General features: G+C 48.0%; 13 protein-coding genes. 10 read left to right on the forward strand and 3 right to left on the reverse strand.

Annotated elements, in window-relative coordinates:
* The first annotated feature begins 177 nt into the window (after window positions 1–177).
* From B9Y93_RS14840 to B9Y93_RS14850, 3 genes are all read left to right on the forward strand, one after another.
* Window positions 178–501, forward strand: coding sequence for an MTH1187 family thiamine-binding protein (locus B9Y93_RS14840; RefSeq protein WP_085495431.1), 324 nt, complete (start codon window positions 178–180; stop codon window positions 499–501).
* Window positions 502–583: 82 nt separating this feature from the next.
* Complete coding sequence (locus tag B9Y93_RS14845) at window positions 584–2,245, forward strand: formate--tetrahydrofolate ligase (protein WP_280522896.1); 1,662 nt, start codon at window positions 584–586, stop codon at window positions 2,243–2,245.
* A 295-nt stretch (window positions 2,246–2,540) separates the two neighbouring features.
* Window positions 2,541–3,155, forward strand: coding sequence for an acetate uptake transporter (locus B9Y93_RS14850; RefSeq protein WP_085495435.1), 615 nt, complete (start codon window positions 2,541–2,543; stop codon window positions 3,153–3,155).
* A 291-nt stretch (window positions 3,156–3,446) separates the two neighbouring features.
* Here the strand turns inward: B9Y93_RS14850 and B9Y93_RS14855 are convergent, their stop codons facing one another.
* The gene (locus B9Y93_RS14855) at window positions 3,447–4,436 is read right to left on the reverse strand and encodes a glycoside hydrolase family 130 protein (protein WP_085495437.1); all 990 of its coding nucleotides are present in this window, start codon (window positions 4,434–4,436) and stop codon (window positions 3,447–3,449) included.
* A 186-nt stretch (window positions 4,437–4,622) separates the two neighbouring features.
* Window positions 4,623–5,684: a LacI family DNA-binding transcriptional regulator gene (locus B9Y93_RS14860; protein ID WP_085495439.1), complete on the reverse strand. Its 1,062-nt coding sequence runs from the start codon at window positions 5,682–5,684 to the stop codon at window positions 4,623–4,625.
* A gap of 274 nt (window positions 5,685–5,958) precedes the next feature.
* Here B9Y93_RS14860 and B9Y93_RS14865 point away from each other — a divergent pair, with 274 nt between their 5' ends.
* The 6 genes from B9Y93_RS14865 to B9Y93_RS14890 all read left to right on the forward strand — a co-directional run bounded on the left by B9Y93_RS14865 (window position 5,959) and on the right by B9Y93_RS14890 (window position 11,582).
* A complete protein-coding gene (locus tag B9Y93_RS14865) occupies window positions 5,959–6,555 on the forward strand; it encodes a DUF4825 domain-containing protein (protein WP_085495440.1) in 597 nt (198 codons plus the stop codon).
* Between the two features lie 91 nt (window positions 6,556–6,646).
* The gene (locus B9Y93_RS14870; RefSeq protein ID WP_085495442.1) at window positions 6,647–7,348 is read left to right on the forward strand and encodes a response regulator transcription factor; all 702 of its coding nucleotides are present in this window, start codon (window positions 6,647–6,649) and stop codon (window positions 7,346–7,348) included.
* Window positions 7,338–8,423, forward strand: coding sequence for a sensor histidine kinase (locus B9Y93_RS14875; protein ID WP_085495444.1), 1,086 nt, complete (start codon window positions 7,338–7,340; stop codon window positions 8,421–8,423). The genes B9Y93_RS14870 and B9Y93_RS14875 overlap by 11 nt, the downstream gene beginning before the upstream one ends.
* An 80-nt stretch (window positions 8,424–8,503) precedes the next feature.
* On the forward strand, window positions 8,504–9,535 hold the full coding sequence (locus B9Y93_RS14880) for a D-alanyl-D-alanine carboxypeptidase family protein (RefSeq protein ID WP_097676153.1): 1,032 nt from the start codon (window positions 8,504–8,506) through the stop codon (window positions 9,533–9,535).
* Between the two features lie 254 nt (window positions 9,536–9,789).
* Window positions 9,790–10,347, forward strand: coding sequence for a hypothetical protein (locus tag B9Y93_RS14885; protein WP_085495447.1), 558 nt, complete (start codon window positions 9,790–9,792; stop codon window positions 10,345–10,347).
* Between the two features lie 44 nt (window positions 10,348–10,391).
* Window positions 10,392–11,582: a DUF4118 domain-containing protein gene (locus B9Y93_RS14890; protein WP_085495449.1), complete on the forward strand. Its 1,191-nt coding sequence runs from the start codon at window positions 10,392–10,394 to the stop codon at window positions 11,580–11,582.
* 256 nt (window positions 11,583–11,838) lie between these two features.
* On the opposite strand, the gene B9Y93_RS14895 is transcribed toward B9Y93_RS14890, so the two are convergent.
* The gene (locus B9Y93_RS14895) at window positions 11,839–13,506 is read right to left on the reverse strand and encodes a bifunctional metallophosphatase/5'-nucleotidase (RefSeq protein WP_217809694.1); all 1,668 of its coding nucleotides are present in this window, start codon (window positions 13,504–13,506) and stop codon (window positions 11,839–11,841) included.
* Window positions 13,507–13,819: 313 nt separating this feature from the next.
* Here B9Y93_RS14895 and B9Y93_RS14900 point away from each other — a divergent pair, with 313 nt between their 5' ends.
* On the forward strand, window positions 13,820–17,119 hold the full coding sequence (locus tag B9Y93_RS14900; protein ID WP_085495453.1) for an OmpL47-type beta-barrel domain-containing protein: 3,300 nt from the start codon (window positions 13,820–13,822) through the stop codon (window positions 17,117–17,119).
* Window positions 17,120–17,151: the final 32 nt, after the last annotated feature.

Below are 17,151 nucleotides of genomic sequence, written 5' to 3' on the forward strand. Positions count from 1 at the left end.
GTGAATGCACTGAGAGAATCGCGGAAATGTAACATCGTCATGACATGAAGGAAATGAAAGATTCTGGAGTTTGTTGGGAAATGTTACATGATATAATTAGAACTATATAGTACTATAACTTTAGTGTCAACGTAACTCTTTATATAGTAAACGACGTAAAGGAAGGATGAGTTGCTCATGGCTATTGCAGAAATTACAATCATACCAATCGGCACGGCTACAACCAGTTTGAGCGCCTATGTGGCGCAGCTGCAGGAGGTGCTCTCGAAGCAGGAAGGCATCCAATATGAGCTTACCTCGATGAGCACTATCGTGGAAGGTTCCCTGGATCGATTGTTTGAGGTCATTCGTGTTCTGCATGAGACGCCATTTCAGTATGGGGCAGCGCGTGTATCGACCAGCATCAAGATCGATGACCGCAGAGACAAGCCGTCCTCATCGCTGCAAAAGATTCAGTCCGTACAAGAGAAAATATCCAAATCCGAACATTATCCCAGTTAATATTTAAAAATAGTAGGATATAGACCTTGTTGGTGAAGGTTATGACGAGATAATGGATTCATAGTATAATAAAAACAAAAATATAGAACAGCAGGTGAGAACAACGATGCAACCCATCACGACTATTGCGTCCCATCTTGGGATCGATATTAATGATCTTGAGCCTTATGGAAAATATGCAGCTAAGCTCAGCGAAAGCTTATGGGATGATATTGAAGCAAGAGACAACGGCAAGCTGATTCTGGTGACCGCCATGAATCCCACCCCAGCAGGAGAAGGGAAGACATTGACGACAATCGGGCTGACACAGGGCTTGAATCGTATTGGCCACAAGGCTGTTGCTGCACTGCGCGAGCCTTCGCTTGGCCCTTGCATGGGCATGAAGGGCGGGGCCACAGGCAGCGGTGCTGCGCAGATTGTCCCTTCTGATGATATCAACCTTCATTTTACAGGAGATATTCACGCTGTAACTTCTGCGCATAATCTAGCCGCAGCAATGCTCGACAATCATTTGATGCAGGGAAATGCGCTTCATATTGATGTAAATCGTATCGTATGGAAGCGTGTGGTGGATATGAATGATCGTCCTTTGCGCCGCACCGTGATTGGACTTGGCGAGGGCAATGGCGTCGTGCGCGAGGACGGATATATGATTACAACCGCGTCAGAAGTGATGGCGGTATTATGTTTGGCTGAGAATCTGCAAGATCTGAAGAAGCGGCTTGGGCGAATGATACTTGCTTATAGCATGACAGGCGAGCCGATAACGGTAGACCAGATTGGCGCTACAGAAGCGATGAGCGTGCTGCTTCGTCATGCGGTAAAGCCGAATCTTGTACAGACAATTGAAGGGGACCCTGTGCTCATTCATGGAGGCCCGTTCGCCAACATTGCGCACGGCTGCTCCAGCGTGCGTGCAACGCGGTATGGACTGAAGCTTGCTGATTATGTGGTCACAGAAGCGGGCTTCGGTGCAGATCTTGGCGCTGAGAAATTTCTTGATATCAAATGCCGTCAAACGGGTCTTATGCCGTCTGTTGTAGTATTGGTAGCGACGGTTAAGGCGCTTAAATACAACGGCGGGATCAAGAAGGACGAGCTTACGGCACCGAATCTGGATGCCCTGCAAGAGGGGCTTGCGAATCTGAGACGTCACATTGAGAATTTGCACAAGTATGGTCTTCCTATTGTTGTTGCCGTGAACCGCTTTGCGACTGACACAGAGGAAGAGCTTCATGAAGTGATATCCTTCTGCCGTGGCTTGTCATGTGAGGTTGCGTTGTCTGAGGCCTGGGCAAAAGGTGGAGAGGGCGCTCGTGCGCTTGCAGAGGCAGTGGCTCAAGCGGCTGAATGCTCCCGTGTGGAGGAGGAATTCCGCTTGCTCTATCCTGATAATACTCCACTTCGGGACAAAATTAAAATCGTGGTCCGCGAGATCTATCGTGGTGCGGATATTCGCTTTACTCCAAAAGCGTCGCGTGCACTATCTCGAATCGAAGAGCAATTCGGGCACGAACTGCCTGTCTGCATGGCGAAGACACCGTATTCGTTCTCAGACAACCCCAAGCTATTAGGTGCGCCTGTTGATTTCGTGATGGACATCTCAGATGTAAGAATCTCTGCCGGCGCAGGCTTCGTGGTGGTGGAGACCGGAACGATAATGACGATGCCTGGCTTGCCGAAGGAGCCAGCGGCTCTTCGCATTCAGCTTCATGAGGATGGCACCGTATCGGGTCTGGAGTAAACGCTCTAATTAAGATTCCGGCTGCTAATTAACATGATTTCATTCATTTGAAAAGAGCTCTTTTCAAGGTGAGCCATGCTGAGGGATGGATCGCTGAGAAGAGCTTTTTTTAGCTGAACACACTTCCATAAATTACATGATTTCTCTAGCTGCTTCTAAGCGTTGAATCATGATAGAATAAGGCTCGTTGTGTGTTTGTAGAGTGGGCTATAGAAATTGTATCTTATTACCATCTTACAAACAAGAACTGTGCATCAAAGAAAGAGATCACATCTAAAGGGGAGCATAAAACAACATGAATACGGAACAACGGCAGGTAAAAATCGCGACAGCTGATCCAAGTGCGATCGGATTGTTCGGTCTTGCCATGGTGACGCTTGTGGCGTCCACGCAGAAGCTTGGATGGACAGACGGAACCTCATTTATTATTCCTTGGGCGATCTTCCTTGGAGCCTTTGCCCAACTGTTTGCTTGCATTCACGATGCAAAGAAGGGCAATACCTTCGGTACCACAGCCTTCGGGGGCTATGCTTTCTTCTGGTTTGCAGTCGGCACGTCCTGGATGATTCAGCATGGACTCTTCGGTGAATCGATGGCGCAAGGAGCAGATCCACATCAGCTTGGCGTTGCCTTTGTCGGCTACCTGATCTTTACCTTGTTCATGACGATTGGCGCAATGGAGGCCAATAAAGTATTGTTTATTATTTTTGTCCTGATCGACTTTTTGTTCCTAGGCTTAAGCATGGATTCCTTTGGCATTGCATCGCATGTGATGCATAAGGTTGCTGCCGTATCTGAGTTCGGCATCGCACTGGTCAGCTTCTATGGTTCGGCTGCATCTGTGCTGAATGCGCACTTTGGGCGTTCTTTCCTGCCAATCGGAAAGCCATTTGGAATATTTAAAAAATAAGTTTACATTTGCATAATAGATAAAAGTCGCTTTTTGAAACAGCTTGGCTGTGGAGGAAGCGGCTTTTTTGTCCGGAGGGACAAGAGGTTTAACGGTATCATATTGGGGCAGCAGGCAGGGAATCCACCAGAGAAATAATTAAAGCCCCTTATATCCACGGGCAATGGACATAAGGGGCATGGGGGGGTTACAAAGAAAGCATGATTCATGGGTTCAATGCATCTTTGTAATTCACAATTACATTATACTGCGTTTGTCGCAGATAATCCAATTCATAAACACGCATTTTTTTTACTTAACGCGGGAGTTGTTTTTGACAAATTCCACAATTTCATCAACATAGCCGAATGCAACAGCTGTTACCGTGTCAGCTGCACCATAGTAGATCGCGATGCGGCCTGTATCAGCATCCACAAGAGACGCACAAGGGAACGCTACGTTAGGAACGTCGCCTACGCACTCATAGTACGTGGAAGGTTGAAGCAAGTATGGCTCACTGCGGTACAATACTTTCCAAGGCTGTTCCAAATCAAGAAGAGCAGCGCCGAATGCATATACATAGCCGTTGCAGGAGTTCAATACGCCGTGATAGATCATCAGCCAGCCTTCGCTTGTCTCGATCGGAATCGGGCCAGCGCCGACTTTCTTGCTTTGCCATCCGCCAAGTGTACCCATTACATGGCGATGACGTCCCCAATATTCCATATCTGGGCTTTCGCTGTAGAAGATATCTCCGAATGGAGTATGTCCTGTGTCGGATGGACGGCTAAGCATTGCATAGTTGCCATTAATCTTGCGCGGGAACATAACGCCGTTACGGTTGTATGGCAAGAATGCATTTTCTAATTGATGGTAAGTCTTGAAGTCATACGTATAAGCCACACCGATTGTTGGGCCGTGGTAAATGTTACACCATGTTACATAATAACGGTCTTCGATCCAGCATACGCGTGGGTCGTAACCTTCGATAAAGTTACCGATCTCAGGATCATCGCACTCGAATTTGAGGGGCTCTTCGTTGATTTCCCAATTCAAGCCGTCTTTACTGAAACCAGTGTGAAGTCTCATATAACGATTGCGATCATCGCAGCGGAATACGCCAGCAAATCCGCCTTCAAACGGCACAACAGCACTGTTGAAAATACTGTTGGAGTTCGGAAGCAGGTCGCGAGGAATAACAGGGTTTTGCGTATAACGCCATAATACGTCGCGGTGACCTTCTGGGCGCTCTTCCCATGGAATATTCGGAAGGCTTGGTCCAACAATGTTAAGTTTGCTCATGAACAAGTACCTCACTTTGTTTATAGTATTGTCATTGATGAGAACGCTAACTTTGAGATGCATTCCAAAGTGCATTCGTGAATGCGTTTTCTTTTATAGTCTAAATGTAAAATAAAATGCACGCTATGTCAATAACATAGTGTGCATTTATTTCGTAAAATTTGTGCAATTGTAGATTAAATGATATTACATTAGGTTATTTAATCCAATTACACGTGTCGCTACCCGGACAAATTCTTTGGGACGATCCGGATGATCGATCCGCCATTTCAATAATTCGGCCGCGCGCAGGCCCATTTCACGCTTTGGCACATCCACGGTTGGCATGGAAGGCTGCAGCAATGACAACTCGCCGCTATTGTCGAAGCCTGTGACGAGAATATCCTCAGGGACTCGTTTTCCTTCCTCTCTTAAGAGGTGAACGAGTTCGATGGCGACAGCATCGTTGGCACATATATAGACCTGAGGGCGCTCTTGATTCTCACGAAGTGCATCTCGAAGCTGCTCTTTGTAGTAATAGTGTCTCGGTAAAGTGTTCGTAATATTCAAGACTTCATTCATTGGAAGCTTCGCTTCCTCCATTGCACGGTTAAAGCCCATCCAGCGCTCCCAATAGCTGAGACAAGATCCGATATCACCTACAAAGCCAATTGAGGTGTATCCGTTTGCAAGAATGGACTTAGTCATTTGGTACACGCTGTCGCTGTTGTTCATGGTGAGAATATCCGTCTTCAGTTCGTTCATATTGAAGGTTGCGAATGTGTCTACAAATAGTGCGGGTATACCGGTCTGCTCAAGATGCTCATAGTAGCTTTGAAGAAAGGAGCCGATAGTAATCATGCCGGCTGGGCGCTGCATGGAGAAGAGTGGAGGCAGACGCAGCTCATTTTCTTCATCCAAATCGACAATGGCCATTGCAACGGTGTATCCAGCTTCTTTCAGCGAGGAATTTAATCCGCTTAAAAATTGAGACCAGTAATAGTTGCCCATATAATCAGAATGAGACAATAAGGCAATAAGCCTGCTTTTGTTTGGATCAGGAGTCGGTTCTCGATGCTCGCTGAGCTTCGATATGGACTCAAGAAGTCCTGGCGGGAATTTGGTATATCCCATCTGAATCGCTTGCTTCACAATGCGAACACGGGTCTCTTCCTTAAGACCTTCTTCATTGTTCAGCGCCTTTGATACGGTGTTTCGAGACAACTGCAAGGCATCGGCAATATGCTGTTGGGTTATTCTTTTGGACATCCGGATTTCTCTCCCATAAGGTTTGGTATAACTTGAGTATAAGGTAAGCTTACATATTTGACAAATGTAAAGTTAAAAAAATGGAAAAAAATTTTCCTGAATTTGAATGAAAAGTTCACGTTTCCCAAACCGATGATGTAGGATTAAAGCCTATCCAACAGTCAATCATCATGAAATCTTCATTTTTTCATCACGTTACATTGAAAAACATTCTATAGAATAACAAGCTAAAATAAATGAATAATGTTATACATTCAACGAAGGAGGAACTGAAATGACACATACACAAGCGAGGAAAACAGGCATTTTGCTTCTGCTGCTTGTCTTTATTTTATTTGGATGCAGCCTGGAGCCTGTTCGGAAGCAGGAGCTGCAGCAGCCAAGCTTGTCTTCCTATAAGCACTCTTATATTGGCGATGCTGGGGCAGTCAGCCAAATTATGGGCTTTGGGCTGGGGACGGCTTATGGCCAAGGCATAGAGCTAAAGACCAGCGAGGAGCCGTATGGCCTTATCATGAATATTGGACTTCATCAGCCTTCTCCTGAATCGGAGCAGGATTATCAGACCTATTGGGGGAGGGCTGCTGCACCCCATACGGCGCTTAGCAATGCAATGCTTTTCTTGTCAATGGTCGATAATGCTGGATGGGTGACATTTCGTCTCCAAGAGGCAGAGCAGGACCAAATGCGAGATATTACGATAGAGCGCGAGCCGATTGAGCGAATTATTGGCATGTCGCTTGTACAGCTTCCGGAGGATGAGAACGAGTTATGGAAGGAAATCATAAGGCTTCTTCAGCTGCATCGAACAGCATTTGATTCCTATTTGGCATCGTTAGAGCAGCAGGGGGAAAAGGATGTTTCACCATAAAATTGAATCTTAAGAAGGGAAGAAGATTGCACCTTATGAGAAGACCGCAGTGCCGGTAAAAGAGACTTGGCATGAAAGGAGTAGACGACAATTGACCCGACTATTGATTGTAGATGACGACCGTGAAATTGCGAACTTGATCCGGATTTATATCGACAATGAGGGATATGAATGTGAAGTGGCTTACGATGGCGAGGAAGCGCTGCAGCTTCTGCGAAGCAACCACTATGACCTTGTGGTCTTAGATATTATGATGCCGAAGGTTGACGGGTTTGTGGTTACTCGGGTCATACGTGAGTCGCAGGCCATCCCCATTCTTATGCTTAGCGCGAAGACGGAGGATATGGATAAGATCCTGGGCTTAATGACAGGGGCGGATGATTATATGACCAAGCCATTTAATCCACTGGAGCTGATGGCGAGGGTGAAGTCGCTCTTAAGGCGGACTTATCAGTTGAACGACCGCTTGAGAAGCGAAGGACACAGGCAAATGGATCATGTGCTCTCATTAGGTGAACTGGAGATTAATAAAGAGCTGCATACGGTAAAGGTAGCGGGGACGGCTGTGCATTTAACCTCCATTGAGTTCGATATTCTGACCACGCTGGCAGAATCTCCGGGGCGTGTGTTTCCAGCAGAGGATCTGTATGAGCGGGTGTGGAAGGAGCCTTTTCAAGGGGCACATAACACAATAGCCGCGCACATCAGCAAGCTGCGGGATAAGCTTCATAAGCTGGGGCAGCCTCTCATTCAAACGGTATGGGGGGTTGGCTACAAGATTGATGTGGATTAAAAGCATAAAATGGAAAATGCTCTATATGATGCTGATGAGCATCGGGTTATCGATGGTCGTAACGTATGCGCTGTTTTTTTTGCTGAACTGGATGTATTCACTTGATTTATTTCCTATGTTTAACAGTCTGATGCGCACCCTCTATTACAGCACCAATCCAGTCGTGGATCTGGCACTGCTCGTGATGCTTTTGTTTGTGGTGTTCTATCTTCTTTTCATGAACCGATTTACGAAGCGTCTAGAGCAATTGACAACTGCTGTTAAGGATATTGCTGGCGGCAATCTGGATCGTCGCTGTAAGGTGAGCGCAGAAGATGAGCTTGGCAGTCTGGAGCATCATATTAATATGATGGTGTCGCAGCTGCAAACCTCGATTCAAGAGGAGCGGCTTGCAGAACAGACGAAGAACGAGCTGATTACAAATGTCTCCCATGATCTTCGGACCCCGCTTACGTCCATTATTGGCTATTTGGGCTTGATTGAGCAGGACAAGTATCGAGATGAGGTAGAGCTTCGCCATTATACGTGCATAGCGTATGAAAAATCTCAGCGGCTGCATTTGATGATCGAGGATTTGTTCGAATATACGCGAATGAGCGGCAGGATGCAGCTTCATCGCCAGCAGGTAAACATGACTGAACTGGTAGGACAGCTGTATGTTCATTACCGTTATCCGATGGAGTCTGCTGCTCTTGAACTGCGAATGGAAAATGTGGCTTACCCGCTATATGTGCTGGGAGACTCATTGAAGCTGGTCAGGGTGCTCGAGAATTTGTTGTCTAACGCGATGAAATATGGTCGTGATGGCGGTGTTGTGGAATTACAGCTTCATGACCGGAAGCATGAACTGGAGATTGAGGTGACGAACTATGGGGAACCGATACCGCTGCAGGATCTCCCGCATGTCTTTGATCGCTTTTATCGAGTGGACAAATCAAGAAATGATGAGGTGAGCGGTTCTGGTCTTGGTTTAGCGATAGCGAAGGCTATTGTTGAGCTGCATGATGGCAGGATCGAGGCTGACAGTGATGAACTTAGCACAACCTTTCGCGTAAAGCTTCCTCAATCCTCATAATTTCTTAAGAATTTCGCAAGAAATCGTTAAACCTATCCGTCTAAACTAGGGTTATCACAAGGCACAGGGGATAGGTGACAATGATGAGCGAATCCATTCAACATACATCAACGAAGGCGAAGCCAATGAAGCGGCGCGGCATGCGAAAGCTCCGCATAGCAGCAGGGGTGCTTATGATCGGCTGCGGACTGCTGTGGATCATGCAGGCGATGGACTTCCCAATAAGGACGCTCTACGCCATGACGGTAGAGCGCCTTCAGCTCCATTCGAATGATCATGCCTTTGCGGCAACAAAGATTGAAGCAGAGGCTGCGATTGTCATTAATGGCAAGACAGGAGAGACGATATTTTATAAAAACGATCAAGAAGAGCTCCCTATGGCGAGTACGACTAAGATGATGACAGCTCTAATCGCTTTGGATGCGATGGATGCGAATTCGCTTATAAGGGTTGGCTCTGAGGTGGAATGGACCGGATCGGAAGAGAGCAGGGCAGGACTCGTTGAGGGACAGCTGCTTACCTGGCGAGAGCTGATTACAGCTATGATGCTGCCTTCAGGCAATGATGCAGCACGTACGATAGCCGTGCAGGTAGGCATGCAGCATGCGCAAGCGGGCTCGACTAGAGGAGAGGCCTATAATGTGTTTGTTCAGATGATGAATGATAGAGCGAAAGAGCTAGGCATGGATCATACCCACTTTACGAATCCGCACGGTATGCATGACCCCAAGCACTACACGACAGCGAGAGATCTTGCTGTACTTGCGCTAGAAGCAATGAAGCACGAGGGATTTCGCCAGATCGTGACCGAGAAGCGAGCCTCTCTAAGTGAAGGGCAAGCGGCAAGCAGCCATGCGATGACGGTCGTGAATCGCAACAAGCTTCTTCAAGAAGACAGCGGCTATTATTATGAAGGCGCTATCGGAATTAAGACAGGCTTTACGGATCAAGCGGGCTATTGCCTTGTATCCTCAGCTGAACGAGACGATGAGCAGATCATAGCGGTCGTTCTGCATTCCACTGAGCTTGAAGTATGGACAGACTCCCATATGCTGCTTGATTATGGATTTAATCGAACAAAACCAAAAGAAGAAATGGACCAATCTGCTTGAGTACGCAATCTCAAGCAGATTTTGATTTTGGCACTAAAATTTAAGCGCTATAAAGTCGATAAAAGGTATGGGATCTCTTTACGTTTTTTCTTTTTATTAACCTCAGATTATTGATCAATGCCTTTAGGGATAGAGGCTGGGACTTTCGTACTGAATTTAGAAAGAAGTAGATACAGGCTGAGGGTGCACACCGTAAAATTATATATGAACATATATCCATGGATAAGGTTTATATGTATGGAGGGGATCATCATATGTATACGGTAGCCGTCAGCACCTCAGAACGAGCGCAATTCAAGCGAATATGGAGTCAGGTATGGTCAGAGATGGGATACGAGCAGATGGAAGAAGATAGCGAGTCGAGCAAGCTGCTGGTGCAAAATGAGGACGAGGCATATATAGGCATTATTGAGATCAAGCCTTATCGTTCAGCCAACCTTGAGCTGAATCAGGTTGCGCTCTTCCACCAGCAGCCTGAACTAGTCGGTTCTATGGAGAAGGCCGCAGAAGTGAGCAAAGTTGCTATGCTGAGCGAGCACCGTGGCGCGAACTTATCCCGAATATTGTCTGCCCTCGTGTATTATGCGGATCGGCATCTCTTAGATTACTATGTAGGGTTGGTGGAGCCTGTCTTTGCACGAGCCTTGCGAATAACTTATAAGGTGCCGATGCGAGCCATTCAAGGCCGAATGTGGCACAAAGGGCGCGAGGTTATCCCCATGATGATTCATGTAGGGCGTGTTCGCCGCGATAAGCACGACTACAAATGGATACTGGCAAATGAGCAGAAGACAATGCTTGAGTCTTACTAAGAGATGTAAGCCTTTAACGAAGAGTTGAAAGGTGGGTAAGGGCATTGAGCGATCGACATATTCTAGATCGAAGAAATCGATTATTTGTTTTGATATTGTGGGTTTCCATTGGTCTTAGTGTTCTGACGAACTTGATGGTTGGTGCGACGGGCACGATGCTCGTTGTTCTGATTGCATTCGGTGCAGCCGGATGCGGGGCAGCCACATTACTGACTTATAGGCGCATTGCCATCGAATATATTATGTATTTGGTTCCTGTTATCATGACCGGACTCATTCTCATGCTCCTGCTTTCTGATCCTCAGCCGTTATTCAGCACCTATCTGCTTATCTATATCAACATGGGAATGATGACGCTCTATTCCAATTATCGTCCCGTACTCTTTACCGCTATTCTCAGCTTTATTTTAACGATATACGCTTTTTATGACCCACGATTGCATGATGCCATCTTTGCAGAGGAGCCGCTCATTTATTTAATGCTCTATATTGTGCTTGGAGCGATTACGTTATGTGCGTCCACGCTCTTCAGTGAACGACTGCAGCGGCAGGTGATGGCGAACAGCGAGGCGGTACAAAGAGCGAATGAACAGGCCGGGAAGCTGCTGCATGAGATCATGAGCTCAGTAACGATACTGAATGCGTTCAGTACGGATCAGAAGGAGCGAGCGGTTATGACAAGAAATATTTCTAAGGAAGTTACGCATGCCTGTGTCGAGATCTCAAGCACCATTAAGCAAGAGACGAATGAGCTGCAGGGCATACGGGCATCTGTGCAAGCCGTCGATCAGTCTATTGGCGAGATGATGCAGCAGATGGAGGAGGTCTCCATCATCCTTGCCAAGCTTCAAAGGCAAATGAACAATGCGGCAAATCCTATGGGATGGAACGGTAAATCTGGTGTGCCCAATGCAGTAGATGAGCCGACCGTCAATTCCATCATGATGGAGTTCATGAATAGCACAGACCAAGTGAATGAGCAGGCAGATCAGATGAGAATTGCGATTGCCCATCTAGAGGAGCAATACCGAGTTGTCGCCAAAGCCATGGTTGCCATCGCCACCAGCAAGGAACAGCATATGACTGCAGTCGAAGAAGTAGTGGGAAGCATGGAGCTTCAGCATAATCAGATCACACAGCTCGTTCAAAGCTATGATCGTCTTGACAGAAGGGTATCTGATTTGAAGAAGCTTGCTCAAGCGTATGACCACTCCGATGTGAGGGGCGTTCAATAGTTTATAAAGATACATAGCTAATGAGAAGCTATTGAGATAAGCTCCTGAGGAAGCTATAAAGTATATGGTCACAATCCTTAAGCCAAGCGCATGTTTTTGAGTTGAGTACGACCAGATATTGAAGCTGTAGATTTGGTGTCCAATCGTTGAGAGACGGGTGGACACCTTTTTTGGATTAGAGGAGGCAAATAACAGAAGGAATCTTGTCTTTTGAGGGACTTGGCTGCCATTTGCTTCCTGCTCCGATTGAAGCGGGCTAGGGCCCTTGTGTAATGCGTCCTTCCTTCTTATACGTAATAAGCTTTAGCTGTCTCATATACTGTTCGACGGCTTCATACAGAGTGATGCCAGTTGGCCGCTGCTTCTTTTTCGAAAGGATTGAATATCCATCGCCTCCTGCGGCCATGTAATCATTCACGATCACCTGGTAGAGCGACTCACCCTTCACTGGGGAGCCTTGAATACGAAGTTGTGATATTCGACTACCTACAGGCTGCGATGGATCAAGATGACAAGAGACGCCGCTTACTTGAAGAAATCTCCCAGCCTGCTTCTCCACCTCGCTTGCTCCCATTTCGAGCACCTCCCGCACCTCTCTTCCTGTTAGCCTCACCACAGTCAGCAGATTATCAAACGGAATCGCTTCATAGAGCTCTCGCTTCAATACTCTGCCAGGGAGAACGCTAGTTCTAATACTGCCGCTGTTGAGAAGCGCGATATGAGGGCTGAGGTCTGGCAGGGCTCGGATACGCAAGAGCATGGCATCGGTGAGCAAATTCCCAAGATTGGTTTCTTCTGCTCGAATACGCGCCCGTTCACCATTCAACAGGATGCTGGTGCTGGCGATCGATTCGTTCAACGCAAGATCGGTACGCTGCTGCAAGGCAGTCATTTGCTCAGCCAGCTTAGGATCTGGATGAAGATCAGCCGGATAGGGAAGGAGCTTTGCTGCAATCTTAGTCAGCGAGCCGTGCTCGTAATGAAGATCTACACTGCCCAAGGCGCGGCCATACTCCCCAGTCTGGACGATGGATACACCATTCACCATTTCTGGACGATTAAGCTTTGTGTGGGAGTGGCCCCCGATGATCAGGTGAATGCCTGGAATCTGACGGGCTAAGCGACGATCCATCTCGATCCCGCAATGGGAGACAATAATGATCTCATCGGCCTGCTTCTCCAGCTTCGATACCCATTGCTTTGCTGTCTGAACAGGATCAAGGAAGGTCAGTCCTTTGACGCGTTCAGGATGAGCCAGAATGGAGGTGTCGGGTGAAGTGAGACCAACAAAGGCAAAGGTATAGCCCTTTATATTTTTCAAAAGATAAGGCTCAAGCAGCAAGCTTCCATCATGCTGTACGATATTGGCGCTGATCAGCGGAAAGTTCAGGCTCGAACGAAGCTTCTGCAGCTGATCCAAGCCATAATCGAATTCATGGTTGCCTGCCACAGAAAGGGCATATCCAAGCTCATTAACAAGCGGAGGGACAGCTTCTCCTTGGGACACATTCGAATAAATGGTGCCTTGAAACAGATCGCCAGCATCGATAAGCAGCGTGTCGGGGTTTTTCTGCCGAAGGTCATTTAGGAGTGAAGCCAGCTTCGCAATACCCATTTCTTGTTTATGCGGCTTCTCCATCAGATGTCCATGAATATCATTGGTATGTGCAATGGTCAGATGAAGAGTCGGGAGCTTATTGGCTGTGCTGCTGCGCTGAATAGGTTCGCTTTGCTTAGAAGCGTGTCCTGGATCAGTGGCGTTATGTGGCTCATGCCGATGAGCCTGGCTGTTAACGGGCTGCGAGCGTTGTGCTTCCAGCGACGGCAAGGCTATGGATAGGGAAGGGATGTCAAAATATACGATGCCAATCCCCATAAAAATGATCATACAGGCTAATGCTTGAGAAAGCCCTTTACCCTTCATCATAGACCTCCATTCGTCTCATAGAATTGATTAAGCGCATAAAAGTTAGCTGATTGCCATTGAGCTTTGAATCTTAATTTGAAATTGACCGCATAGATGAGGGCCGAAGGAAGGATGTGGTTGCTGCAGGTGAGCAGGGCATCGTGCTGTAAGTATAGATTCAGGCTTGCTGGCTGATTATAGTGTGATCGAATGCTGCACAATTATGCACAGGCGTCTTCCAGATATTTACGAAAACAACATCATAATTTAGGGCATATCCCTAGTAGAATGATAGTGTAGAAAAACGCTTTTCATATCTGGGAGGAGACTGATGATGAAGCTTACAAAGTTCAAGTTGAATTGGCTTAAACTCGCTATGGTCCTCGCACTGGCTATCCCGTTGCAAACTGGCTTGACAAGCAGTTGGCAGCAGGCTTATGCAGAAGGTCCTCTTGATCCAGCCCCTTATCTCAATCCTACAGTCATCAATGAAAATGCAGGAAAAAAGGTATTGTTTGACAACAGTCACGGCCAGACAGCCGGTGCGGCTGATTGGGTTATTGACGGAGGGTTCTCTGACTTTGCCGTAGCGCTTGCGAACGATGGCTACTACGTCAAAGAATTGCGCAAAGCAGGACCGATTGCGTACGCTGATCTTCAGGACTATGATGTATTCGTGCTGGCAGAGCCGAATGTACCGTTCAAGCAAACCGAGCAAGCGGCAATGAAGCAGTATGTGGAGAACGGAGGCAGCATCTTCTTCATCGGAGATCACTATAATGCCGATCGCAACAAGAACCGCTGGGACGGCTCTGAGGCGATGAATGGCTATCGTCGCGGCGCATGGGAAGACCCAATGAAGGGCATGAGCACAGATGAGAAGAATTCCGCTGCGATGCAGGGCGTCGCAAGCTCTGATTGGCTGGCGGACAACTTCGGCGTACGCTTTCGCTATAATGCGCTTGGGGATGTAAATGCGAACCAGATCGTCGCCCCAGCGCAAGCGTTTGGCATTACGACAGGCGTCTCCTCCGTGGCGATGCATGCAGGCTCAACCCTCGCCATTATTGATCCAATGAAGGCCAAAGGGATTGTATATGTGCCTAATACGAATGCCGCTTGGCCGAATGCAGTGGATCAAGGCGTATATAATGGCGGCGGCATCGCTGAAGGGCCTTATGTCGCGGTATCCAAGCTTGGTTCCGGCAAGGCCGCTTTCATCGGGGATTCCTCTCCGGTAGAAGATGCTACACCGAAGTATCTGCGCGAAGAGAATGGCTCCCGCAAGACGACTTATGACGGCTTCAAGGAGCAAGATGATGATGTGCTGCTCGTGAATCTAATCAATTGGCTGTCTGAGCCAGAGAGCTACACATCGCTGTCTCAGGTTCCTGGCTTGCAGCTCGATCAGCCTACGGCTCTGCTTCCGATGGAATCTCCGCAGGCATCAACTGAACCGCAGCCTGAGCCGTGGTCCCAGCCCGCAGCAGGCTACAAGTGGTGGGATGCTTCTACATTCAAGCCAGGTTCATATGGCAGCTCTGCTCCAGTAGTTAATCCTTCATACAGCTTCGTACATCAGTCTATACTGCCAAATGCAGAAGATTTCCAGATTCGAGTCCTTCTACAGAACCTTCCTCCAAACACCACGGTATCTGGCCTTAATGCAGGCATTTATCTAACAGGCGGCACGCAGGTCGCAAAGATTCAAAATGATGGCGGAACATGGCCGGCATCCTATGGCTACAGCACGCCAATCAGTGTGACATCCAATGCACAAGGCATTGCATATAAGGATCTGACGGTTCGCATGAAACCGGGAACTTCTGGCGCAGCAAGCTTGAGGCTTAGACAAAATACGAACGGCAGCAACAGCAACATCCTGACTACTAGCGTGTCGGTCGGCAATGTGCCGGCAGAACCGCTTCCTGGAATTCCGAATCCAAACCCAGCTAAGATCTCTATTGCAGAAGCACGTACCAAGGCAGAGGGTACCTTGGTTACCCTTGAAGGTGTTATCACGACAGAGCCTGGCATTTATGGCGCACAAGGCTTCTATCTTCAGGATGAGACAGGCGGCATCTACGTCTTCCAGACTCAGAGCGGCTATCACCAAGGCGATGTTGTAAAGATCACAGCGCCTCTTATCGTATACAATACAGAGCTTGAAGTAGCTGATCTCGTTGCGATCGAGAAGACAGGCACAGGCGCCCTTCCAGCAGCGGTGTCTGCGGATACTGTAAATGCGAGCAATCAAGGACAGCTTGTCTCGCTTGCTGGGATGACTATCCAAAATATTGCAAGTGCAGCGCCAAGCGGTTCGCTCGAATTCGATGCGGTAAAGGGTACCCAAAGCACGCGGATTCGAGTAGATGTGCGCACAGGTGTTGATCTTCAGTCGTTCCCTTATCAGAATGGCCAAGTCATCAATGTGCAGGGCGCAGCTTCTATCTTCAAGGGAACGTATCAGCTGAAGCCAAGAGGGCTTAGCGATTTCGCCCTCGTGCAAGACACGACGGCGCCAACAACAACTGCGGCTTTTGAACCATCCCCGACTTCGAGCGGATGGTTCAACCAGCCGATCAAGGTGACACTCACCGCTTATGATGATGGTGAGGAAGTGGCTACCTATTATGCTTTGAATCAAGGCCAGGATGTAGCATATACCGGACCAGTGACCATCGCGGAGGAGGGCGTGTCCCTCCTCCGGTATTATTCTAAAGACGCTTCTGGCAATACGGAAAAAGCGCACGCTGTGGAATTAATGCTTGATACCGTAGCCCCTGCTGCTGCGCTTACCTTTGCCGACCAGCCCGTACACGATCTGCAGCTGTCGGATCGTATACAGGTTAAGCTTGTAAGCTCTGATGAAGGCTCAGGTGTTGTATCTGAGCTTCTCTTGTTGAATGGGGAATCCTTTGCAAGCGGCAGTGTTCTTGCGGGGAGCGAGCTTGGTCTTGGCGAACATACCCTGCAGTATGAGGTGACGGACGCAGCAGGTCATCGCACAGCGCAAACAGCAGTCTTCAAAGTTGTCTCTGATACTCTCGCCAAAGGAGCACCCGGCAAGCCGGTATTGTCCAGCAACAACGGACATTCTGGACTCGCCAACGGCAGCTACACCATTACGATGAATATGTGGTGGGGCAATAATGGCTCACTGTTCAAGCTGTATGAGAATGGCATTGAGATCTACAGCGCACCGCTTACGGATGCTACTCCATCTGCACAGATGACTAAGGTGGATATTCAAGGCAAAGCGAACGGGACATATGTATACACAGCGGAGCTGATTAATGCGAAAGGAAAGACTGCTTCTGATGCATTAACGGTTGTCGTCAAGGATGCTGCTCCAGGGAAGCCGGCGCTGTCACACAATAATTGGGACGGCAATGGACAATACACGCTCACGATGAATATGTGGTGGGGCACTAATGGCAGCGAAGCTAGATTGTATGAGAACGGTCAGCTGATTGAGACGAAAGAACTGCAAGCGAACACGCCAAGTGCTCAGCAGGCTCGCTTTGACATCAGCGGCCGCGAAAAAGGCATCTATGAGTATCGCGTCGAGCTGATCAATGCAGCAGGCGCAGCATCCAGTGAGATCGTCAAGGTACAAGTCAACTCGTAAATGAAGGGCTGTCTGAGCGGGTGGGAATAGGT

It is taken from the genome of Paenibacillus aquistagni, assembly GCF_900177815.1.
Lineage (GTDB): Bacteria > Bacillota > Bacilli > Paenibacillales > Paenibacillaceae > Paenibacillus_B > Paenibacillus_B aquistagni.

Coding starts and splice junctions, on each gene's coding strand:
- B9Y93_RS14850 (WP_085495435.1), top strand. CDS start 2,541: ATGAATACGGAACAACGGCAGGTAAAAATCGCGACAGCTGATCCAAGT.
- B9Y93_RS14875 (WP_085495444.1), top strand. CDS start 7,338: ATGTGGATTAAAAGCATAAAATGGAAAATGCTCTATATGATGCTGATG.
- B9Y93_RS14885 (WP_085495447.1), top strand. CDS start 9,790: ATGTATACGGTAGCCGTCAGCACCTCAGAACGAGCGCAATTCAAGCGA.
- B9Y93_RS14840 (WP_085495431.1), top strand. CDS start 178: ATGGCTATTGCAGAAATTACAATCATACCAATCGGCACGGCTACAACC.
- B9Y93_RS14860 (WP_085495439.1), bottom strand. CDS start 5,684: ATGTCCAAAAGAATAACCCAACAGCATATTGCCGATGCCTTGCAGTTG.
- B9Y93_RS14880 (WP_097676153.1), top strand. CDS start 8,504: ATGATGAGCGAATCCATTCAACATACATCAACGAAGGCGAAGCCAATG.
- B9Y93_RS14895 (WP_217809694.1), bottom strand. CDS start 13,506: ATGAAGGGTAAAGGGCTTTCTCAAGCATTAGCCTGTATGATCATTTTT.
- B9Y93_RS14900 (WP_085495453.1), top strand. CDS start 13,820: ATGATGAAGCTTACAAAGTTCAAGTTGAATTGGCTTAAACTCGCTATG.
- B9Y93_RS14855 (WP_085495437.1), bottom strand. CDS start 4,436: ATGAGCAAACTTAACATTGTTGGACCAAGCCTTCCGAATATTCCATGG.
- B9Y93_RS14865 (WP_085495440.1), top strand. CDS start 5,959: ATGACACATACACAAGCGAGGAAAACAGGCATTTTGCTTCTGCTGCTT.